The 20,628-nt window shown below is 56.4% G+C and carries 27 protein-coding genes and 1 pseudogene; 27 read left to right on the top strand and 1 reads right to left on the bottom strand.

Annotation, left to right across the window (positions count from 1 at the left end; genetic code table 11):
* The 3 genes and pseudogenes from ACMWKK_RS15775 to ACMWKK_RS15765 form a co-directional block, all read left to right on the top strand.
* Window positions 1-1,444: pseudogene (locus ACMWKK_RS15775) on the top strand (hemagglutinin repeat-containing protein); the annotation flags it as partial.
* A gap of 358 nt (window positions 1,445-1,802) precedes the next feature.
* Entirely contained in the window at window positions 1,803-2,201 is a 399-nt protein-coding gene (locus ACMWKK_RS15770; RefSeq protein ID WP_139156912.1) for a hypothetical protein, read from the top strand.
* A gap of 432 nt (window positions 2,202-2,633) precedes the next feature.
* Window positions 2,634-2,993: a DUF6911 family protein gene (locus tag ACMWKK_RS15765; RefSeq protein WP_236653055.1), complete on the top strand. Its 360-nt coding sequence runs from the start codon at window positions 2,634-2,636 to the stop codon at window positions 2,991-2,993.
* A gap of 236 nt (window positions 2,994-3,229) precedes the next feature.
* Here the strand turns inward: ACMWKK_RS15765 and ACMWKK_RS15760 are convergent, their stop codons facing one another.
* Window positions 3,230-3,805, bottom strand: coding sequence for a phage repressor protein CI (locus ACMWKK_RS15760; protein WP_112781462.1), 576 nt, complete (start codon window positions 3,803-3,805; stop codon window positions 3,230-3,232).
* Window positions 3,806-4,032: 227 nt separating this feature from the next.
* Here ACMWKK_RS15760 and ACMWKK_RS15755 point away from each other — a divergent pair, with 227 nt between their 5' ends.
* The 24 genes from ACMWKK_RS15755 to ACMWKK_RS15640 all read left to right on the top strand — a co-directional run bounded on the left by ACMWKK_RS15755 (window position 4,033) and on the right by ACMWKK_RS15640 (window position 20,615).
* A complete protein-coding gene (locus ACMWKK_RS15755) occupies window positions 4,033-4,371 on the top strand; it encodes a DUF5347 domain-containing protein (RefSeq protein WP_045331852.1) in 339 nt (112 codons plus the stop codon).
* A 68-nt stretch (window positions 4,372-4,439) separates the two neighbouring features.
* Window positions 4,440-4,667: a DUF2732 family protein gene (locus ACMWKK_RS15750; RefSeq protein WP_112781463.1), complete on the top strand. Its 228-nt coding sequence runs from the start codon at window positions 4,440-4,442 to the stop codon at window positions 4,665-4,667.
* The gene (locus ACMWKK_RS15745; protein WP_045331855.1) at window positions 4,667-4,888 is read left to right on the top strand and encodes a TraR/DksA family transcriptional regulator; all 222 of its coding nucleotides are present in this window, start codon (window positions 4,667-4,669) and stop codon (window positions 4,886-4,888) included. Before ACMWKK_RS15750 ends, ACMWKK_RS15745 begins: the two co-directional genes overlap by 1 nt.
* Before the next feature lies 1 nt (window position 4,889).
* The gene (locus ACMWKK_RS15740; protein WP_406542864.1) at window positions 4,890-7,079 is read left to right on the top strand and encodes a replication endonuclease; all 2,190 of its coding nucleotides are present in this window, start codon (window positions 4,890-4,892) and stop codon (window positions 7,077-7,079) included.
* A 109-nt stretch (window positions 7,080-7,188) separates the two neighbouring features.
* Window positions 7,189-7,629: a DinI-like family protein gene (locus ACMWKK_RS15735; RefSeq protein ID WP_045331859.1), complete on the top strand. Its 441-nt coding sequence runs from the start codon at window positions 7,189-7,191 to the stop codon at window positions 7,627-7,629.
* Between the two features lie 179 nt (window positions 7,630-7,808).
* Window positions 7,809-8,012: a tail protein X gene (locus ACMWKK_RS15730; RefSeq protein WP_112781465.1), complete on the top strand. Its 204-nt coding sequence runs from the start codon at window positions 7,809-7,811 to the stop codon at window positions 8,010-8,012.
* The gene (locus ACMWKK_RS15725; protein ID WP_045331864.1) at window positions 8,003-8,224 is read left to right on the top strand and encodes an HP1 family phage holin; all 222 of its coding nucleotides are present in this window, start codon (window positions 8,003-8,005) and stop codon (window positions 8,222-8,224) included. The genes ACMWKK_RS15730 and ACMWKK_RS15725 overlap by 10 nt, the downstream gene beginning before the upstream one ends.
* Window positions 8,208-8,717, top strand: coding sequence for a lysozyme (locus ACMWKK_RS15720; protein WP_112781466.1), 510 nt, complete (start codon window positions 8,208-8,210; stop codon window positions 8,715-8,717). Before ACMWKK_RS15725 ends, ACMWKK_RS15720 begins: the two co-directional genes overlap by 17 nt.
* An 8-nt stretch (window positions 8,718-8,725) precedes the next feature.
* On the top strand, window positions 8,726-9,139 hold the full coding sequence (gene lysB / locus ACMWKK_RS15715) for an Rz-like lysis system protein LysB (RefSeq protein ID WP_201746483.1): 414 nt from the start codon (window positions 8,726-8,728) through the stop codon (window positions 9,137-9,139).
* Window positions 9,027-9,272, top strand: coding sequence for an Rz1-like lysis system protein LysC (lysC, locus tag ACMWKK_RS15710; RefSeq protein WP_112781468.1), 246 nt, complete (start codon window positions 9,027-9,029; stop codon window positions 9,270-9,272). The genes lysB and lysC overlap by 113 nt, the downstream gene beginning before the upstream one ends.
* Complete coding sequence (locus ACMWKK_RS15705; RefSeq protein ID WP_112781469.1) at window positions 9,235-9,702, top strand: phage tail protein; 468 nt, start codon at window positions 9,235-9,237, stop codon at window positions 9,700-9,702. The genes lysC and ACMWKK_RS15705 overlap by 38 nt, the downstream gene beginning before the upstream one ends.
* 112 nt (window positions 9,703-9,814) lie before the next feature.
* On the top strand, window positions 9,815-10,456 hold the full coding sequence (locus tag ACMWKK_RS15700; RefSeq protein WP_112781470.1) for a phage baseplate assembly protein V: 642 nt from the start codon (window positions 9,815-9,817) through the stop codon (window positions 10,454-10,456).
* Entirely contained in the window at window positions 10,453-10,803 is a 351-nt protein-coding gene (locus ACMWKK_RS15695) for a GPW/gp25 family protein (RefSeq protein ID WP_045331873.1), read from the top strand. The genes ACMWKK_RS15700 and ACMWKK_RS15695 overlap by 4 nt, the downstream gene beginning before the upstream one ends.
* Before the next feature lie 5 nt (window positions 10,804-10,808).
* Window positions 10,809-11,717: a baseplate assembly protein gene (locus ACMWKK_RS15690; protein WP_112781471.1), complete on the top strand. Its 909-nt coding sequence runs from the start codon at window positions 10,809-10,811 to the stop codon at window positions 11,715-11,717.
* Window positions 11,710-12,240 (top strand): phage tail protein I, encoded by a 531-nt coding sequence (locus ACMWKK_RS15685; RefSeq protein WP_045331877.1) that lies wholly within the window; start codon window positions 11,710-11,712, stop codon window positions 12,238-12,240. The genes ACMWKK_RS15690 and ACMWKK_RS15685 overlap by 8 nt, the downstream gene beginning before the upstream one ends.
* An 11-nt stretch (window positions 12,241-12,251) precedes the next feature.
* The gene (locus ACMWKK_RS15680; protein WP_406542863.1) at window positions 12,252-14,027 is read left to right on the top strand and encodes a phage tail protein; all 1,776 of its coding nucleotides are present in this window, start codon (window positions 12,252-12,254) and stop codon (window positions 14,025-14,027) included.
* A gap of 15 nt (window positions 14,028-14,042) precedes the next feature.
* Complete coding sequence (locus ACMWKK_RS15675; RefSeq protein WP_112781472.1) at window positions 14,043-14,609, top strand: tail fiber assembly protein; 567 nt, start codon at window positions 14,043-14,045, stop codon at window positions 14,607-14,609.
* A gap of 124 nt (window positions 14,610-14,733) precedes the next feature.
* Window positions 14,734-15,921, top strand: coding sequence for a phage tail sheath protein (locus tag ACMWKK_RS15670; RefSeq protein ID WP_406542862.1), 1,188 nt, complete (start codon window positions 14,734-14,736; stop codon window positions 15,919-15,921).
* Window positions 15,922-15,932: 11 nt separating this feature from the next.
* A complete protein-coding gene (locus ACMWKK_RS15665) occupies window positions 15,933-16,451 on the top strand; it encodes a phage major tail tube protein (protein WP_045329926.1) in 519 nt (172 codons plus the stop codon).
* 56 nt (window positions 16,452-16,507) lie between these two features.
* Window positions 16,508-16,810, top strand: coding sequence for a phage tail assembly protein (locus ACMWKK_RS15660; RefSeq protein WP_112781473.1), 303 nt, complete (start codon window positions 16,508-16,510; stop codon window positions 16,808-16,810).
* Between the two features lie 32 nt (window positions 16,811-16,842).
* Window positions 16,843-16,962: a GpE family phage tail protein gene (locus tag ACMWKK_RS15655; protein WP_023616176.1), complete on the top strand. Its 120-nt coding sequence runs from the start codon at window positions 16,843-16,845 to the stop codon at window positions 16,960-16,962.
* Window positions 16,955-18,988 (top strand): phage tail tape measure protein, encoded by a 2,034-nt coding sequence (locus tag ACMWKK_RS15650; protein WP_112781474.1) that lies wholly within the window; start codon window positions 16,955-16,957, stop codon window positions 18,986-18,988. The genes ACMWKK_RS15655 and ACMWKK_RS15650 overlap by 8 nt, the downstream gene beginning before the upstream one ends.
* A gap of 11 nt (window positions 18,989-18,999) precedes the next feature.
* The gene (locus ACMWKK_RS15645; protein ID WP_112781475.1) at window positions 19,000-19,464 is read left to right on the top strand and encodes a phage tail protein; all 465 of its coding nucleotides are present in this window, start codon (window positions 19,000-19,002) and stop codon (window positions 19,462-19,464) included.
* Window positions 19,461-20,615 (top strand): phage late control D family protein, encoded by a 1,155-nt coding sequence (locus tag ACMWKK_RS15640; RefSeq protein ID WP_112781476.1) that lies wholly within the window; start codon window positions 19,461-19,463, stop codon window positions 20,613-20,615. Before ACMWKK_RS15645 ends, ACMWKK_RS15640 begins: the two co-directional genes overlap by 4 nt.
* Window positions 20,616-20,628: the final 13 nt, after the last annotated feature.

Below are 20,628 nucleotides of genomic sequence, written 5' to 3'. Positions count from 1 at the left end.
GGGTGTCGGCTCCGGTGGGGCGGGCATCAGCATCTCAGCGAACGCCAACAGCAGCAAGGGGCACGAGAAGGGTAACGGCGTCTGGCAGAACGAGACCACGGTGGATGCAGGTAACCGCGTGACCATCAACACCGGGCGCGACGCGACGATTGCCGGGGCGCAGGTGAGCGGTGACGCCGTGTTGGCGGATATCGGGCGCGACCTGACGATTGGCAGTACCCAGGACAGCGACCACTACAACAGCAAGCAGAACAGCGTCAGCGGCGGTGTGGGTTACACCTTTGGTGCAGGCACGGCCTCCGGCAGCATCAATGTCGGCCGCGACAAAATGACCAGCGACTACGATTCGGTACAGGAGCAGAGCGGGCTGTTTGCAGGCAGCGGCGGGTTTGACGTGACGGTGGGTAACCATACGCAGCTCGACGGTGGGGTGATTGCCTCCACGGCGACGGCGGATAAAAACCGCCTCGACACGGGAACGCTGGGCTTCAGCGATATCCATAACCAGGCGGACTTTAAGACGGAGCACCAGGGCGCTGGCATCAGTTCGGGCGGCAGCATCGGCGAGCAGTTTGCCGGTAACATGGCGAATGGTCTGCTGGCCGGAGGCGGCAACAGCGGTCACGCGGAAGGCACGACGCAGGCGGCGGTGAGCGAGGGGACGCTCATCATCCGCGATAAGGAGAACCAGAAGCAGGATGTGGCTGACCTGAGCCGCGGTGCGGAGCATGCGAACGGCAGTATCAGCCCGATATTTGACAAGGAGAAGGAGCAGCGGCGCCTGCAGGAAGTGCAGCTGATTGGTGAGATTGGCTCGCAGGCGGTAGATATTGCGAACACTTATGGAGAGACAGAAGGGCTGAAGGCGGCGCGGGATGCGCTGTCGAAAGAGGGGGTGACTGAGCCGGGCGCGGATGCCAGCGACGCGCTGAAAAAGGCCTATCAGAATGCTCTTCGCGGGACCGATGCGTACAAGACCACAACGGCAAAATACGGTACGGGCAGCGACCTGCAGCGGGGTATCCAGGCCGCGACGGCCGCGCTTCAGGGGCTGGCGGGCAGCGACCTGAAGGCGGCGCTGGCGGGTGCGTCGGCACCGGAGCTGGCGTATCGTATTGGTCACGGCATGGGGATCGATGACAATACGGCAGCGAAAACCATCGCTCATGCCATCCTGGGCGGTGCGGTTGCGGCGCTGCAGGGGAACAGTGTGGCAGCGGGTGCGGCCGGAGCGGTGACCGGTGAGCTTGCGGCTAAGGCGATAGCGGGTATGCTGTACCCTGACGTCAAAGATTTGTCGAAGCTGAGCGAAGAGCAGAAGCAGACGGTCAGTGCGCTGGCAACGATATCGGCCGGGATGGCTGGCGGACTGGCGGGAGACAGTGCGGCTTCAGCGGTTGCGGGTGCGCAGGGCGGGAAGAATGCGGTTGAGAATAACTCGCTGGGTGACAAAGACAAGCTGCCGGTCGATATTTTTGATATCAATCCACTGAAACCAAATGTGCTGGATGCTGACGGAGATCCGCTTAAAGGTGGAGGTGGCAAAGGTATTCTTCCATTAGGAAGAGGTTCAACTGGAAGAACTACTCCGAATTCTTTAGGTGAAAAATTGTCGATGGAACAGGCAATGTCTAATCCTACTGCTGGCCGTCAGTTGCCAATACCTATGACTGATCCTAGATGGCCAAGGTCTGAGGGGTGGGTAAAAATGGCTCAAAATATAAATGGCGTTGAAGTCCATTATGTTCGTAATACAAAAACAGGACAGGTTGATGACTTCAAATTTAAATAGGAACTCATAAATGTTAGTTCTATGTCGCTCAGTTTCAGGAAAATCTTTACCTGAAAATGCAAGAATCATGGGGGAGACGGATGAAACAGATTTCTCACCTTTGCAGATAGGCCAGCAATATAAGGTTTATGGGGTGATGTTCTACACATCCAGGATCGATTTTTTAGTCAGTCCTGCTTCAGGTGGTCCAATGTGGGTTCCATCAAATTTATTTGATGTAGTAGATGACGAAATCCCCCAAGGGTGGGGCTGTGTTCTTACTGAGAGAAGTGAAGGATATGCTGATTTATCAGAGGCTTTTGGTATCCACTCTATCTGTGGTTACATTGAACTAATAAGGTCATACTCACATTATGTTGGGATACTTGAACGTGATCCGGAAGAATTAAAGATTTTCTATTCTCAATAGCAAAAAGATCCCGGCCATCGAGCCGGGATCGTCCTATCAGTGATTACTAAAAATGTCCGTTGCCCCGTTTGTACACGGGCAGATCGCCGGTATCGTTCAGCGCCTCCGAAAATTGTCGCAGCGAAAGACATAGGGCTGGGCGGCGCGTCCAGAACGCAGCAGACGACAGGAAAGACCAGCAGCATGCGGCTAAACTTAGCCGGGACACAGCACACGCGAACGACAGCATCAGCAAGATGTTTGACAACAAAAAGAAGTTGACGCGTCAGCGATATCATCGAGCTGATGGCAATCATTCCCAGAAATCAGGCTATAAAATTCCTAAACTTTGTAATTTGCCAGCAACATCACTTTATGTGTCTTCATCCTGCTCTTGCTTATTTATCTTCCATGTTAAAATTCGTATAAAACAACATTGTTAAAGGACAAACGATGAATATGAAGCTTTTCCTGTTTTGCGAAGATACAGGTTTCAGTAAAAAGGATTCTCCTTTGTGGGAGGATGTCTGCGATGCACTTCTTAAGCTCAGAACTCATACTGGAAGCGTTAATATTGAAGATGTTGATAATCAAAAAATGCTCAGCATACATTCAGATGGTATGGATTTCTTGCTCTCATTAATTGAGTGTAAGGACGATGAAAGAAAAATAAACTGTATCCCAAACGACTGTTTTTCAATGGCTGGGGGGCCTGTCTTGCCTGTTTTCTTGGGGCGTGCTCGTCAGGTGATAAGTGATTTTGATTTTGTCACTGAGGTGTCCAGAAATTTTTTCATTACGGGGAAGGTTTAGTGTTTTTTCTTATAATATAATTGGTATATATCATATTTTTTAAGCCTTCGCGAATTCCTTCAAATCATTATGATTAATGCATGCCAGGTGATTGACATGTGTTAGTTGAAACTATAATGCTTAATTATCCCACCATTCATCCTCCTCAAAATGCCTTAAAAACAGGGCCAACGCCACAGGAATGCGGGGTTGGCATTTTCTATTGCGAGCATGCGTTTTTGATTACCCGCACGCCCTCAGCTTACCTCGCTGTAAATCCCCACCACGCGACCCACCGTTTTTATCTCATCAATGCCGCATTCAAAGGGCACCTTGCCGCCCGCCACGTGGAGTTTTTTACCCGGCAGCAGCGTCAGGTCGCGGATGCTGGCGGTGCCTTCAATCTCAACCAGCCACAGGCCGTCGGTTAACGAGGCGTCTTTTTCAATAAAGTGCAGCTTACCCTCCGCCCGAACGGCGATGCCGCGAGACAGCGGTTTGCTAAAGAAATCAGAGTCAATACTCAAAGTAGTATTTTCTTCCAGCTTTCCGTCACCGAGTGTGAATGTTGAAACCGAAACCGGATCGCCCGGCGCAGGGTGACCTTCAAACTGCGCACCTTGCCCGGTCATCAGCCAGCGAAGGCTGGCACCGGTGTCCAGCGCGCACTGCACCGCAAAGTCGTAAGAAATGGTTCCGCGCGCGTAGCGGTTCTGAAGCGAGCTGGCGGCAATGTTGAAGTGGCGTGCGAGCTGGATTTTCTGGGTGAAACCATATACCTGACAGATTCTATCGAGTAACTCTTCATTATTCACTTGAGAATCTAGGATCAAAATATATTCCTTTGGGTGTTTACTAATACTCATTTGGGTATTAGTATCATTGCAAATGCGGGCAATCAGCGGCAGACGTTGGCAAACAGAGGCTAATGATTGCAGACAGTATCAAAATGGGAATCATGCAGCATGGCATCTGAAATCGCAATCCTCAAACGGCGGAAAAAGCCGTGCTCTGCCCGTTTTCAGCGCACTGGCGTGCGTGACCTTACGGGAGGGGAGATATGGCGATAGAAGCCGCATGTGCAAAGGTGCCACTTAGCGTGGGGGCGCGTCTTAGCGGGCTTAACCACGTCGCTGAACTCCGCGCCCGCTACGGGAGCGATAGCGGAAAAGAGCTGGCGCGGTTTATGGCTGACATGCGTGATAAGCGCGATCCCTGTTTTGAGGAGAACAGCAGGGCGCTGGCCGCCCTTTTTTTCCTGGCGAGACTACCCGTCGCCCGCCATGAGTGCGAGATCGGTGAGTTGACGACAGAGGAGAAACGGGCGCTGATTAACGCCATGAACCATATCCGTGCAGTCGTGAGCTTATTTCCTGAACGGCTGACCATGCCGTTGTAACCCAACCAAAAACCTAATGGCGTAAACCCGCCGGGCATTCTATTGCCTGAAATTAAGGAGAACGCGTGATGCGACACAGTGAAAACCACCCTTACCCGATAGGGAACGAAGAGCTGCAGCGCCTGCTGGCGGAGGCAAAAACAGAGGAACGATGCGCGCGAGCCCTTGCAGTCTCCCTGCGTCTGGAGGCGCTGGCGAGCCATATCTACAAAACCGGCATGAGCGGAGAGGACGTTGCCGAACTGCTGTGCCACGAGGCGGCCCGCTACGAGCGTGAATCCCAGGAGCTGCACTGATGGCCGATTTTATCGATCTTGCTCAGGCGCGCGAGCAGGAAGACAGAGAGCGTTACATTGATCGCGCCCGCAGACGGCCCGCAGCGCCTTCGCGTTTTATGTGCGAGGAGTGCGAGGCCCCGATACCCGAGGCGCGCCGAATGGCGGTGCCCGGCGTGGCCCTGTGCGTCACCTGTCAGGAGATCGCGGAGATGAAAAATAAGCACGTCCGGGGAGGATGAGTTGGCTACGTCATTTGCTTATCCGTGGAATGCCCCGTGGTCGGCCATTGCCAGCCCTTATCTCACCCATGCCCAGCAGCAGCGCCGCAATCGTCTTTTCGCGGCGCTGCTGCAGGCAAGAACTACCCTCTCACAGCAGCCTGACTGCGTTCGCTTTGAGGTCTGGCGCACGGTTGACGCCCTTGAGCAGCATCGGGGCGGCCCGCAGGCCAATGCCTTTTTGATCCGCTTCTGCAACAGAATGTTGCCCCGCCTGCGGCAGGTCTCTGAACGCTATGGCTGCGCAGGCCTGCACGACGAGGTCTCAAGGGCCGTATTTGACGGTCATTTCGACACCCAGCTTCTGCAATACCTCGCCTCGCGGATGGTCGCGCTGGTTGCCCGCTATAACCGCCTTGCGGATATGTCCCGCGCGGATATCGACCTGCTGGCTGCCGATATCGCCAGCTTTATTCGCGGCGAGCTGGCGAATATTAACGATGCGGAGATGGGGGAATACCAGACGCTGTACGTCTGGTATCAGCGCGCCGGACTGATCGCCCGGCAGTTCAACGTGTCGCCTCCGCACTGGGAGCGGGTGTCGAAGACGTTTTTCGACAGAGATGACGTTGCGGCGGCGGTGATCCGCCTGTTTTCCGAGGCGTGGTGGCGCGGGCGTCTGCGTCGGATCGCGGCTGCCTGGCGCGAGCATTTGCAGATTGCCCTCGGCAACGTCAGCAAAAAGAGAACGGCGTATGCGAGCAAACGCTGCGTGACCGAGTGGCGCGAGCAGAAGCGCCGCACCCGCGAATTCCTCAAGGGCATGGAGCTTGAGGATGAGGAGGGCAACCGCATCAGCCTGATTGAAAAATACGATACCTCGGTGGCCAACCCTGCCATACGCCGCTGTGAGCTGATGACCCGCATCCGCGGGTTTGAAAATATCTGCGAGGCGCTGGGCTATGTGGGCGAGTTCTGTACCTTAACCGCGCCCGCGCCGTATCACGCGACGCTGAAGTCGGGCTATCCCAACGCGAAGTGGAACGGCGCCAGCCCGTCGGATACGCAAGGCTACTTTACCCGTCTGTGGGCGCGTATCCGCGCAAAGCTGCACCGGGAGGGGATCCGTATTTTCGGTATTCGCGTTGCAGAACCCCATCACGACGGTACGCCCCACTGGCACATGCTGCTGTTCATGCTGCCGCAAGATGTTGAGCGCGTTCGCCGGATTATCGGGGATTACGCGCGGCAGGAGGATGCGGATGAGCTGCAAAGCGAAAGCGCCAGACGGGCGCGCTTTCACGCGGGGGCGATCGATCCGCAGAAAGGCAGTGCAACCGGCTATATCGCGAAATACATCTCAAAGAATATCGACGGCTATGCGCTCGATGGCGAGACCGATAACGAAAGCGGCGGGCCGCTGAAGGAGACGGCGTCCGCCGTGTCTGCCTGGGCGGGGCGCTGGCATATTCGCCAGTTTCAGTTCATCGGCGGCGCGCCGGTAACGGTTTACCGCGAGCTGCGGCGTCTGGCGGATACCGAGGCCACGCGCGGTCTGAGCGTTGAGTTTGCCGCCGTCCATGAGGCTGCGGACGCCGGGGACTGGGCGGGTTACGTCACCGCCCAGGGCGGGCCGTTTGTGCGTCGCGATGATTTACAGGTGCGCACCCTGTACGCGCCGCGCGCCGGGTTTAACCAGTATGGACAGGAAACGGTCCGCATCCACGGCGTGTACGATGCGGTCGTGGGGGCGGGCAGCCCGATTATAACCCGTCTCACCCAGTGGAAAATTGTGCCGAAGCGGGTCGCGGATCTTAAGAGCGCGCCTGGATCCTCTCGGAGTTCTGTCAGTAACTGTACGCTCACCGATCTATCTCAACCTCTCAGCCGACGTGCAAGACGGGCGTTAACCGAACGCATTAAATTTATCCGCCCTGGCGCGGCGTCGCCCGTCGTCTTCGCGAGCGACCCGCAGAACGGGGTGCCGGAGAAGGTGATCGAGGAGATACGGCTCGTCACCGGTATCGCCATCAGTCGGGGAGAGGCCCTGCATCTTATGGCGGGTGGCATCAGCCGCTTTAACGACAAATGGTGCAGAGGCGCAGCGGACGGATCGGTCTTTCCGGCACCATGTTCTTACTCGCAAAAGGCGCGGAAAATCCTTGAACGTATTGGGTATTTAACGGATCGCTTCGCTCAGAGAGCGCGCTAATCTCCATCCATATCATGTACATACCGCGAAGAGTTCTGATTTTTCGCTTCACTCTTTTTATGAATACGTGCTACTGTATGTTTATACAGTATCTCGTGGTGGAGGTTGTGTGGACAGAGAGTTGAACGAGCAGGTCATGATTGAACGCGTCGAGATGATTGCTCGACTGACGACAGAAGGAACGTGTCAGGAAAGAGATCGTGAGATTGCCCTGAATTTGATAGCTGAGATTGCGCGGGGAAATTTAATCAAGAACAACGCATTTACCGTTGTTTTCTCAGCATCGCCTGTTCCGGAACGAATCAAAAAAGAGAGCAACGTTCGGGTGAACATCACTCTCGATAAGGATCAGCTGATTGCTCCTGCCGTCGTTGAGGCTTTTCAGAGCGAACTGACCCGCAGAATACGATCCCTGTTTCCGTCATCGCGGGTGACCGTGAAAATAGGATCGGTGACGGGGGTCGAGCTCCAGGGGCTTGAAAAAGAGGCCGATCGCGAAATGCTGGACGCTATTCTCCGGGAAGTCTGGGAAGACGAGAGCTGGCGCTAGCCTTAGCGTCATCACCCGAACGAACACCCTCATTCACATTTTGCGCTTCCGTTGAAACACGCTTCGCTGCTCGCGGGCGGTCTGTTGTGCCCGCGATTGTCCATCCGTCAGCGATAGCGAAAAACCGGCTGGCCCGGGAAACTCTAGGGTACCAGGAAACCGGATGTAGGGAGCGTCTGATGAAAATCTATGCAATGCAGGGGGACACGCTTGATGCCGTTTGCGCCCGCTTTTATGGGCGCACGGCTGGCGTCGTTGAAGCCGTTCTGAAGGCCAATCCTGGCCTCGCGGAGCTAGGCGTTATCTTGCCTCACGGCACGCCGGTCGAGATGCCGGAGGTGAGTAGCGCCCCCACCAAAGAATCCGTAAACCTATGGGACTGAGCCTGGAGAAAATCACCACGTTTATCGCCTACTGGCTGGCCGTGGCGCTGGCCTGGTTCGGGGCGATCTCTCCTGAGAAAGTCGCGCTGTACGTGGGGAGCGTTTGCGCCATTTTTACCGCGCTGACGAACTACTGGTTTAAGCGTAAAACCTGGCGCTACCTCCAGTCTCTGGGCCTCGATAAGAAGAGCATCCGTGAACTCAATCATTAAGCGTTGCAGCGTCGCCGGCGTGCTGGCCATGGCGGTGCTGGTGCCTGACTTTCGATTTCTGAAAACGTCCCCGGAGGGGCTGGCGCTGATTGCCGATCTCGAAGGATGTCGCCTCTCGCCCTACCGGTGCAGCGCTGGCGTCTGGACGTCAGGCATTGGCCACACGGCAAACGTTGTGCCGACGCGGAACATTACCGAGCGCGAAGCCGCGGTCAATCTGGTCGCTGACGTGCTCAACGTTGAGCGGCGTCTGGCGGCGTGCGCCCCGGTGGAGATGCCGCCCCGGGTCTACGACGCGCTGGTGAGCTTTACCTTTAACGTCGGCGCAGGCGCAGCCTGCCGTTCGACGCTGGTGTCTTTTATTAAGCGTAAACAGTGGCCGCAGGCGTGCGAACAGCTAACCCGCTGGGTGTACGTCAACGGCGTCAAAAATGCCGGGCTGGAAAATCGTCGCGTTCGCGAGAAGGCCTGGTGCATGAAGGGGCTGCCGTGAGGGCCCTGATGCTGGCGCTGGCCGGGCTTCTGGCCATCACGCTGTGGCTGCGCCATGACAACCTGTCCCTGTCCCGTTCCCTGTCCACGGCAAACCGGGTTGCCAGCGAGCAAAAAATTGCCCTCGCCACCCTTAACCAGCAGCTTTCCCAGTCGCAACGGATGGCCAGAGCAAACGAAAACGCCCAGGTCAGGCTGCGTGAAGAGCTTGTCACTGCGGGTGAGGAGCGGGCAAGACGGGAAGCGACTATCGGGAGATTACTCAATGAAAATGAAGCGTTACGCCGCTGGTATACCGCTCAGCTGCCTGATGCTGTCCGCAGGCTGCACACCCGCACCGCCTGCGCCTCCGCAGCCCGTTGTTTACAACGCCTGCCCGAAGGTGAGCTCCTGCCCGATGCCGGGAAGCGAGCCCACCACTAACGGCGATCTCAGCGCGGATATTCGCAGGCTTGAATACGCCCTTATCGCCTGCGCGCTGCAGGTGGAAACCCTCAAAGACTGTCAGGATAAACTCGATGTACAAACTCAAGAGCCTGCGTCAGGCATTAATTGACGCGATCCCCCAGCTGAATGCCCAGCCGGAGCGCCTGCAGATGTCGGTCGGCAGCGGCAACATTGACGCCCGCCAGGCCCCCTCGCTCTCCTTTGAAAAGCGGTATGCGCTGAACGCGAAGGTCAGCGGGTTCACCGGCAACAGCGAGGAATTTTTCGTCCCGGTGCTGGCCTGGCTATGGGAAAACCAGCCGGACATTTTTACCCTCGATGAAGGACGCAAAAACGGTTACACCTTCGCGATCGTCTTAAACGATGACGATACGACCGATATCAGCGTCAGCGTGCAGGTGACCGAGCGCATTCTTGTTTCTCAGGATCAGGGCGCTCTGCACGCAACGTATTCCCCGGAGCCGCCGCTGCCGGAGCCCGTTACGCGGCCGAAGGCGTTGTACATCAACGGCGAGCTGGTCAGCCAGTGGGAGGACTAGTCTCCCCGCGCTGAAGGCCGCCAGCCGCCTGCTGAGCCGGCCGCTTGTTGTATCATCCCGCAGAAAACCCCGTCTCGTTGCTGCCGTTCGTCCTGAACGGCATTCTCTTCTCATGAATACATTAACTTCCATGAACGGTATCGCTCGCGCGATCCGCAATCTGATTCGTATCGGTGTTGTGACCGACGTTGACCTCAACAGAGGGCTTTGTCGTGTCCAGACCGGCGGGATGAAAACCACCTGGCTGAACTGGCTAACCTGCCGCGCGGGACGTTCGCGCGTGTGGTGGGCCCCTTCAGAGGGAGAGCAGGTGCTGCTGCTGGCCATCGGCGGGGAGCTGGATACCGCCTTCGTGCTGCCGGGCATTTTCTCTGATGACCATCCGGCGCCGTCCGGGTCGCCTGATGCCTTCCACGTCGCTTTCCCTGACGGCGCGGTGATCGAGTACGAACCCGCGCGCGGGGCGCTGACGGTTTCAGGCATTAAAACGGCCGACATTACCGCCTCTGAATCGCTGACCGCCACCGTGCCGGAGGTGCGGGTGACGGCAACGTCCCGCATCACGCTGGATACGCCTGAAGTGGTGTGTACCAACAGGTTAATCACTGCCTCTCTTGAAGTGCAGAAGGGCGGCGTGATGGCCGGAAATATTGAGCACTCCGGCGGTAAATTCACCTCCAACGGGGTGCAGGTGGACAACCATGCGCACGGCGGTGTGCAAAGCGGCGGAAGCTGGACTAAGGGGACACAATGACGGTGCGCTACAGGGGAATGAACAGGCAGACCGGGCTGAGCCTTTCAGAGGCTGACCACATCCGGCAAAGCGTGCGCGACATTCTGGTCACGCCAATTGGCTCGCGGGTCATGCGCCGGGATTACGGCTCGCTGCTGGCGGCGATGATCGACAGGCCACAAAGTCCGGCGCTGCGCCTGCAGATCATGGCCGCATGCTATTCCGCCATCCAGAAATGGGAGCCGCGAATAAGCCTGACGGCCATCACCTTCGAGCGTTCGGAGAACGACGGGACGTTGTATGTCGATATTACCGGCACGCGCCCGACCTCCGGACACTCCTTTTCTATCACCATTTCACTGAGTTAAACGCTATGGCTATTGTTGATCTGAGCCAGCTCGCCGCGCCTGATGTCGTGGAGGAGGTGGATTATGAAACGCTGTTGGCAGAACGAAAGGCCACCTTTGTCTCGCTCTTTCCGGAAGAGGAACGGGAGGCGATTGCACGCACGCTGACGCTGGAGTCAGAGCCGATTGTGAAGCTCCTGCAGGAGAACGCCTACCGGGAGGTGCTCTGGCGCCAGCGGGTTAATGAGGCTGCGCGTGCGGTGATGTTGGCCTATGCCGCGGGTAGCGATCTGGACCAGATTGGGGCCAACGCTAACCTTACGCGTCTGGTCATTTCCCCTGCCGACGATACCACGTTTCCGCCGACCCCGACCGTGATGGAGTCCGATACCGATTTTCGCTTGCGGATCCAGCAGGCGCCGGAGGGGCTGAGCGTGGCCGGTTCGACCGGTGCGTATCAGTTCCACGGCCGCAGCGCAGATGGCCGGGTGGCGGATATTTCCGTGATCAGCCCACAGCCGGCGAACGTCACGGTCTCCGTGCTCTCCCGGGAGAATAACGGCGTGGCGTCCGAGGAGCTGCTCGCCGTGGTTCGTAATGCGCTGAACGATGAGGACGTCAGGCCCGTCGCCGACCGCGTGACCGTCCAGTCGGCCAGCATTGTCGACTACAGCATTGAAGCCTCGCTTTTCCTTTTTCCCGGCCCTGAAAGTGAGCCGGTACTTAACGCGGCAAGGGCCCGGCTGCAGGCCTACATCACGGCTCAGCATCGGCTTGGGCGCGATATTCGCAAGTCCGCCATTTATGCCGCCCTCCACGTTGAAGGTGTGCAGCGCGTGGAGCTCACCGCGCCCGCGGCTGACATCGTGCTTGATGAAACGCAGGCCTCATGGTGCAGCCACTACAGCGTAACCGTGGGGGGAAGCGATGAGTAATACCCGCCTCTTACCGGTTGGCTCATCGTCGCTTGAGGTCGCTGCGGCGCGGGCCTGTGCGGATATCGAAAATACGCCTGTTCCGCTGCGCCATCTCTGGAGTGCGGACACCTGTCCGGCAAATCTGCTGCCCTGGCTGGCGTGGGCCTTTTCGGTTGACCGCTGGGATGAGAACTGGCCGGAGGCCACCAAGCGGGAAGTGATCCGCGCCGCGTGGTTTATTCACGCCCACAAGGGAACGATAGGCGCCGTGCGCCGCGTGGTGGAGCCGCTTGGCTATCTGATCAACGTCACCGAATGGTGGCAAACCAACGATCCGCCCGGCACCTTCCGCCTTGATATCGGCGTGTTAGATACGGGCATCACCGAGGAAATGTATTACGAAATGGAGAGGCTCATCGCCGATGCGAAGCCTGCCAGCCGCCACCTTATTGGCCTGAATATCATCCAGGACATACCGGGTTATCTCTATACCGGTGCCCTGAGCTATGACGGCGACATCATCACGGTTTATCCCGGATAAGTGAGAGCACAATGACAGTGAAATATAAAACGGTTATCACCAAAGCCGGTGCCGAAAAACTGGCTGCCGCGACCGTCCCGAACGGCAAGAAAGTCAATTTTACGGCGATGGCCGTCGGTGACGGTGGCGGCACGTTGCCGGTTCCTGATGCCGGGCAGACCGCGCTGGTTAATGAAGTCTGGCGCCATGGGCTGAATAAAATTAGCCAGGACAATAAAAAGCTGAACTATGTGATCGCGGAGCTGCTTATTCCTCCCGAAGCGGGCGGTTTCTGGATGCGTGAAATGGGGCTTTACGATGACACCGGCACGCTGATAGCCGTCGGTAACATGGCGGAAAGTTACAAACCATTGCTGGAGGAGGGATCGGGCCGTGCACAGACCGTGCGTATGGTCATTATGGTGAGTGATATCGCCTCGGTCGAGCTGTCGATTGATACGTCCACGGTAATGGCGACCCAGGAGTACGTCGACGAGAGGCTTGAAGAGCATGAGCAATCTCGTCGCCATCCCGATGCCACGCTAACGGCTAAAGGGTTTACTCAGCTTAGTAGCGCGACTGATAGCACCTCTGAGACGCTCGCGGCAACGCCGAAAGCAGTCAAAACAGTGTATGACCTTGCAAACGGGAAATACACGGCTCAGGATGCGACTACCGGACAAAAGGGGATTGTTCAGCTTAGTAGTGCGATTGATAGTGCTTCAGAGACGCTTGCGGCCACACCAAAGTCCGTTAAGTCTGTCAGCGATGATCTTATTAAGCTGAAAAACAGTCTGGGTACAGCTGCAGGTAAAAATTCCCAGGAAAGTCGTGACGACATCACGCCCGGGCGCGTGGTGGTTAATGGTGGTGCGCTTGCTATACGGTCTGTTGCTGCTGAAGCGAGCAGAGAGATTAAAGACGCGAGTGGCCTTCCTGCTAACTCCGTAAGTTTCTGTTATGCCAGTGCTGCCTATTCACCGGGCTATGAGGCGACAATTCTTGATGTGGGAGGGCTTGATGGTAACTATCGAGTGCAATATGCTGCGTCTTACAGCGATGGCGGTAAACAACTAAAATTCAGGGCCTTAAATGGAGATAACGGATACTGGGGAAGTTGGACGAGAGTAATAACAAATTACGGCGGAAGCATTGAATATTTGGATGGGGCAAAATACTTTTCCACCAAGCCCGAATTCTGGCAAGGTGGTGGGGGATTTGCTAATCAATATGCTGATAAGTCTGCGCCTTTTTTTATTCCTACTTATACAGTTTCTAAAGATATTTCGGTGTATCTACCAATAGTGAAAGGCACTTCCCAGACTAGCGGGTATGGGTATGGCGCGACTGTAAGTTTTGGAATACTTCGTTCTGGTAAGGCAGACTTTGGTTCTGCAGCAATACATATTATTGGTGACAACGGAACTGGGGCCGTTTATGGGTTTAGCGCAAATGGAGGATTTAACGCGCCAGGCGAAATATATAGCGGGGGAAATATAGTTGCTGCTGGGCAGATTAGCAACGGTGGAAACATCGTTGCGGGTCAGGGCCTATTTGAATCTGGCGGCCTGGTACGAGTCTACTCATCAAATAATCCCCCTCCTGCACCTAATTTGAATCCCTATGTGACGGCCGTCGCGCTTGGCGCTGCAGTAGGCTATGGCGTTGGCGGAGATGCGCGTGAATATGCTAATGGATATGTGCTTACGGGCGGCGGAGATTTCGGTGCAAATGATGGATATTATCTTGCCAGACCTTTGCAGCATTACACGGGCGCTACAGGTTGGGTTACAGCGCATTACTCTTAATAAAAAGGTAAATCGATGCTTGTTATTAAATGTTTCCGTGAAGTAGAGCCAACAGAAGATCAAATCAAATTATTTGAGGGGAGTGCAATAGCGCCAAAATTTTTACGTTCTGAAGATGGACAGGACTGGTATGAATGTCAGTCTAAGTTTTCTGATGATAAAATTAAAATAATGTTCGACAATGCCGGAATTGTTCGGTCAGTTGTCGATAAGCCTGTTCCCGGGCGTGGCAACACGCTTGCTGTGTCAATGTTCTTTCCCATTAATATGAGCGTTGCTGAAATTGAAGGTACTCTCCCTGACGGCTTTAGTATTAATGGTGGCTGGGTGTTTGATGGTGAAAATGTTGTGAAGCGTATTGAAACGAAAGAAGAGTTGATTGCGGAGGCTGAGCATACAAAGTCACGTTTGATGGAAAACGCTAATACCCAAATCGCCCCACTGCAGGATGCTTTTGATTTGGGGATTGCGACAGAGCAGGAGGCAAAAAACCTTACATCGTGGAAAAAATACCGTGTATTACTGAATCGCGTAGATATTATCAACCCCCCAAATATCGACTGGCCCGAACGCCCCGCCTGAACCCAAACCCTCCATTCGGAGGGTTTTTCGTTTGTTGTGTAATCCTTTCCCCAACCCCAATACGTCGCATCAATCGCGCGCTCCACGGACAATAGCCCTACCACAAAACGAAGGAGTTAACCGGATGGGCGACTATCACCACGGCGTGGAAGTCATCGAAATCAACGATGGCACCCGCACCATTTCCACCGTCTCGACGGCAATCATCGGCATGGTCTGTACGGCCAGCGATGCTGACGACAAGACATTTCCTTTAAACGAGCCCGTGCTCATTACCAACGTGCAAAACGCCATTGCGAAAGCCGGTAAGACGGGGACGCTGTCCGCTTCTCTGCAGGCGATCGCCGACCAGTGCAAACCGGTTGTCGTTGTTGTTCGCGTGGCCGAAGGCACTGCAGAAACCCCGGAAGAGGCGCGTAAGCAGACCGTTTCCAACATCATCGGCACTACTGATGAAAACAGTAAATATACCGGGCTGAAGGCGCTTCTCACGGCGCAAACGGTGACCGGCGTTAAGCCACGTATTCTCGGCGTGCCGGGGCTGGATTCTCAGGAAGTGGCGACCGCGCTGGCCGCGATGTGCCAGAGCCTGCGCGCGTTCGGCTACGTCAGCGCATGGGGATGTAAAACCATTTCTGAGGCGATCGACTACCGCAAAAACTTCAGCCAGCGCGAGCTGATGGTTATCCACCCTGATTTTCTGGCATGGGACACCACCACGAACGCAACAACGACGGCCTGGGCAACCGCCCGCGCGCTTGGCCTGCGTGCCAAAATCGACCAGACCATGGGCTGGCATAAAACCCTGTCAAACGTGGGCGTCAACGGCGTTACTGGCGTAAGCGCTTCGGTTTCCTGGGATCTGCAGGAGCAGGCTACCGATGCGAACCTGCTCAACCAGGCTGGCGTCACCACGCTGATTCGCAACGACGGCTTCAAGTTCTGGGGTAACCGTACCTGCTCTGACGATCCGTTATTCGTCTTTGAAAACTACACCCGTACCGCACAGGTGCTGGCCGATACCATGGCGGAAGCGCACGCGTGGGCGATGGATAAACCCATCACGCCAACGCTTATCCGCGACATCGTTTCCGGTATTAATGCCAAGTTCCGCGAGCTGAAAACCAACGGCTATATCGTTGACGGCTCCTGCTGGTATGACCCTGAGTCGAACGATGCCTCCACCCTGAAAGCGGGGAAACTGTATATCGATTATGACTACACCCCTGTCCCGCCGCTGGAAAACCTGACCCTGCGCCAGCGCATCACCGATACCTATCTGGCAGACCTGTCAGATTCGGTTAACAGCTAAGGAGCTGAAGCATGGCGTTACCACGCAAACTTAAGTACCTGAATATGTTCAATGATGGCCTGAGCTACATGGGCGTTGTTGAGTCTGTCACCTTACCGAAGCTTACCCGCAAGCTGGAGAAGTATCGCGGCGGCGGCATGCCGGGCTCGGTCTCTGTCGACCTCGGCCTGGACGATGATGCCCTGGCGCTGGAGTGGACCGTTGGCGGTCTGCCGGACGTCGCGCTGTGGGCGCAGTATGCCTCTCCGGGCGCGGACAGCGTACCGCTGCGCTTTACCGGCTCCTATCAGCGCGATGATACCGGTGAAATCTCCGCCGTCGAAATCGTCATGCGCGGCCGTCACAAAGAGTTTGATGGTGGTGAGAACAAGCAGGGCGAAAGCGGCACCACCAAGATGTCCACCGAGTGCGCGTATTACCAGCTGACCATCGATGGCAAAGAGATCATTGAGATCGACATCATTAACATGGTGCTCAAGGTCGACGGCGTCGATCGTCTGGCTGAACACCGCAAGGCCATTGGCCTGTAACCCTTTAACCGGCCGGGTCCTCCGGCCGGTAAGTTAACTTATTGAAGAGTAAAGACATGGAAAAGAGCAACGAGAACGTCATGAACGAAAATCTACATATCGTCACGCTTGATAGCCCCGTTGTGCGCGGCGAGCAAAAAATTGAAAAGGTGACCGTCGCAAAACCCAATGCGGGGACCCTGCGCGGGGTATCGCTGGCGTCGCTGGCGCAATCTGACGTTGATGCGCTGATCAAGGTGCTGCCGCGGATGACCTCACCGGCGCTGACCGAGCATGAGGTTGCGCGCCTGGATGCCTGCGATCTGCTCTCTTTTGCAGGTAAGGTGATCGGTTTTTTGTCACCGACTTCGGCTCGCTGAAATTTCCCGAAAATCTGTCGGTCGACGATCTGATGGCGGATATCGCGGTGATTTTTCACTGGCCGCCGTCAGAACTCTACTCCCTTAGCGTGACCGAACTCCTCTTATGGCGCGAAAAGGCGCTGCAGCGAAGCGGAAACCACCATGAGTAATAATGTCAGACTTCAGGAGCTGCTTAAGGCAGTCGACCGGGCAACCCGACCGCTTAACGCTCTCCACAACGCCAGCATCACGCTCGAGAGCGATATTCGCGATGCGCAGACGGCGCTGGGCGCGCTCGATGCGCAGGTAGGGAATATTAACGGCTTCAGGGAAGCAAACGTCCGGCTCACCGTGACGAAGCAGTCGCTTGCCCAGGCGAAACAGCAGGCAGCGGCGCTGGCGGTGCAGTTTAAAAACACGCAAAACCCCACCCAGGCGCAGGCTGATGCGCTGTCTGCAGCCCGCAAATCGGCATCAGACCTTAAGCTTGAGTACAACAGCTTACGCTACTCGGTTCAGCGCCAGCGCGCTGAACTTGCTCAGGCGGGAGTGAACACGCGCACGCTCTCGTCGGATGAGCGTCGTTTACGCACCCACATCAGCGAAAAAACGCAGCAGCTTAACCGACAGCGGGATGCGCTGGCCCGCGTCAATCAGCAGCAGGAGCGGCTGAGTGCCGTTCAGAATCGCTACGAGTCTGGAAAACGCGTTGCCGCACGGGTTCATCAGCTGGGTAATGCGGGCCTGGGCATGGCCAAAGCGGGCTTTGCTCAGACGTCCCGATTTATGGCCCCTGGCATCAGTTTTGAAAAGCAGATGTCGGCAGTTCAGGCAAGCCTTGGTCTGGAGAAGGGCGACGCCCGGCTTAAGGCCATTCGCCAGCAGGCGAGGGAGATAAGCGTCAGCACCGGCGTACCTGCGGATAAGGTCGTTCAGGCTCAGATTGAACTGGCCCGTTCAGGCTATGACGCTGATGGCGTTATTGCCGCCACCGCGCCCGCGATTAACCTCAGCCTGGCGAGAAATGTCGACGTGGCAAAAGCGGCCGAAATTCTCAGCAGCACGCGGCCAGGGTATCACCCGGCCGATGCGGAGGCTTCCGGTAGGGGTCTTGAGGAGTCCATCGCGCAGCCTGGCGCTCCGACGGAAAAGGGGATAAACGATGCCGCGCGCGTTGCTGCCGTGCAGACCGATAATCTTGACGGCGATATCAGCCGATTTCAGGCCGCGTGGAGTGGGCTGAAGATTGATGTCTTCGACAAAGCGGATGGCGCTCTGCGCAGCCTGATAACCACCGCAACCGGCTGGCTTGGCACGGCCTCCCTGTGGGTGAATGCCAACCCTGCGCTGACGCAGGGCCTTGTTGGCATCGTTGTCGGCGCGCAGGCGTTTGCTGGCGTACTGGGTGGCATTGGCACGGTTATCGCCCCGGTGCTGTCGGGCGTCAATATTATTATTGCCGCGGCCGGGATGTTGGGAACGGTATTCAGCGTGGTGGGGGGCGCCATCATGACGGTGCTGGGGGCCCTCAGCTGGCCGGTGATTGCCCTTGGCGCGGCGATTGCTGCCGGCGCCTTACTGATTTTTAAATACTGGGAGCCCATCAGCGCCTTCTTTAGCGGAGTGATGGAAGGGCTTTCGACAGCCTTCGCACCGCTGGGCGCGCTGTTCTCGCCGGTGATAACGGTATTTGACGCGATCTCGGAGAAGCTGGGCGGTGTCTGGCAATGGTTTACCGAGCTGATTGCGCCGATCAAGGCGACGCAGGAAACGCTGGACGGCTGTAAAAACGCTGGCGTGATTTTTGGGCAGGCGCTGGGCGATGCGCTAATGGCACCGCTTAATCTCTTTAACAGCCTGAGCGGCAAGGCCAGCTGGCTGCTGGAGAAGCTGGGTCTTATCAAAAACGAGTCGGGTAATCTCGACACCGCGGCGGCAAAAGCAGACGCGGCGTCCTCTCCTGCGGGCAGTTCGCCTGGGCCGGGGGCGGGGATCTATGGCGGCGGCCAGAGTTATCAGCCAACCCTCGTGCCGGGAGGACGCTCTTACGTCGATCAGAGTAAAAGCGAATATCACATCACGCTGCAGGGTAGCGCGGCCTCCGCAACGGATCTGACGCGTCAAATCCGGGAGGAAATCGAGAACAGCGAGCGTGAGAAAGCGAGACAGCGGCAAGCCAGCTTTACATATGGTTGAGGAGAGAGAAAATGTTAATGGTGCTAGGTCTGTTTGTCTTTGAACGACGAACCTTACCCTATCAGACAATGCAGTTTACAAAAGACTACCGCTGGGCATCCAGCGCTCGCATCGGGAAACCCAAAGCCTGGCAGTATCTTGGCGAAGGGGAGACATCCTTTAGCCTCTCCGGCTTACTTTACCCGGAACTCACGGGAGGGCGGCTTTCCCTCAAGGCGGTTGAGCTGATGGCAAATGAGGGGCGGGCATGGCCGTTGATAGACGGTACCGGCATCATTCACGGCATGTTTATCATCGCGAAGGTCACGCATACCCATTCGGATTTTTACAGTGATGGCACCGCACGGAAAATTAATTTCACTCTGGATCTTAAGCGCGTGGACGAATCGCTGATGGCAACGTTTGGCGATCTGAGAACGCAGGCCTCAGAGCTGGTGGAAAGCGCGCGTAATGGCATTGGAGGGCTGGTGGGATGATCACCGAAATGAATATCCGGGCGGGTGGGAAAATCGCCCCTGATTTTATGCTTAAGCTCGACGATCGCGATATTACGCAAAATTTCAGCCCTCGTCTTATCAGCCTGACCATGACCGACAAACGTGGGCTGGAAGCCGATCAGCTGAATATTCTGCTGGATGATTCCGACGGGCTGCTGGACTTGCCTGCCCGGGGAGCAAGGCTCTCCTTATCGCTGGGATGGGAGGGAACCCCGCTGCAGCCGAAAGGGGACTTTACGGTAGATGCCATTGAATTTCAGGGTGCGCCGGACACGCTGACCATCCGGGGATGCAGCGCAGATTTTCGTGGGAAGCTTAACCTCCGGCGCGAGCAGTCGTGGCATGACACGACGATAGGCGCGATAGTCGAGACCATCGCGCAGCGTAACCAGCTGACCGCCAGCGTGGCGGCAGGGTTTTCATCCATCGCCATCTCTCATATCGATCAGTCTCAGGAGACTGACGCGGCGTTTCTCACCCGCCTGGCCGAACGTAATGGTGCCTTTGTCTCAATCAAAGCCGGGAAGATTATTTTTATGAAAGCGGGCCACGCCGTGACCGCCAGCGGCACGCCGATTCCCTTAATGATGATTGAGCGTGGGGACGGCGATAAGCACCTTTTTTACGTCGCAGACCGTGAAAACTATTCCGGCGTGACGGCCAAATGGCTGCAAACGCGTGACCCTAAACAACAAAATCCTCAATTGAGTATTGATCGTCAGCCCGGGGTACAGCCGACGGAGGGACTACCGCATCCGGATGCCATCGCGCCGGTATCTGCACCCGGAGACAAAGCGCAGAAGCCGCAAGAGAGATTGGTGGGTTCGGCGGAGAATGTGTTTGAACTGACGACGGTTTATGCCTCTGAAGAGCAGGCGCTGAGGGCCGCAGAGGCGAAGTGGCGAGCGCTGCAGCGCGGTACCGTGAAATTTTCTCTCCAGCTGGCGCTGGGGCGAGCCGATCTGTTCCCCGAAACGCCGGTGCGGGTAAACGGTTTTAAACGCGTCATCGACGAGCAGGCGTGGATCATCAGCGAGGTGGTGCATACCCTCAACGATAGCGGATTTACCACGCAGCTCAATCTTGAGCTGAACGTCACCGACGAAAAATTTTCTGTGGATAGTGAGTAATTAATTTGCCATT

Origin of the sequence: Enterobacter sp. 01-M-03-SI-ECC (assembly GCF_047530215.1) — a bacterium.
Taxonomy (GTDB): domain Bacteria; phylum Pseudomonadota; class Gammaproteobacteria; order Enterobacterales; family Enterobacteriaceae; genus Enterobacter; species Enterobacter chengduensis.
This window is presented reverse-complemented; position numbering and strand designations above follow the sequence as displayed.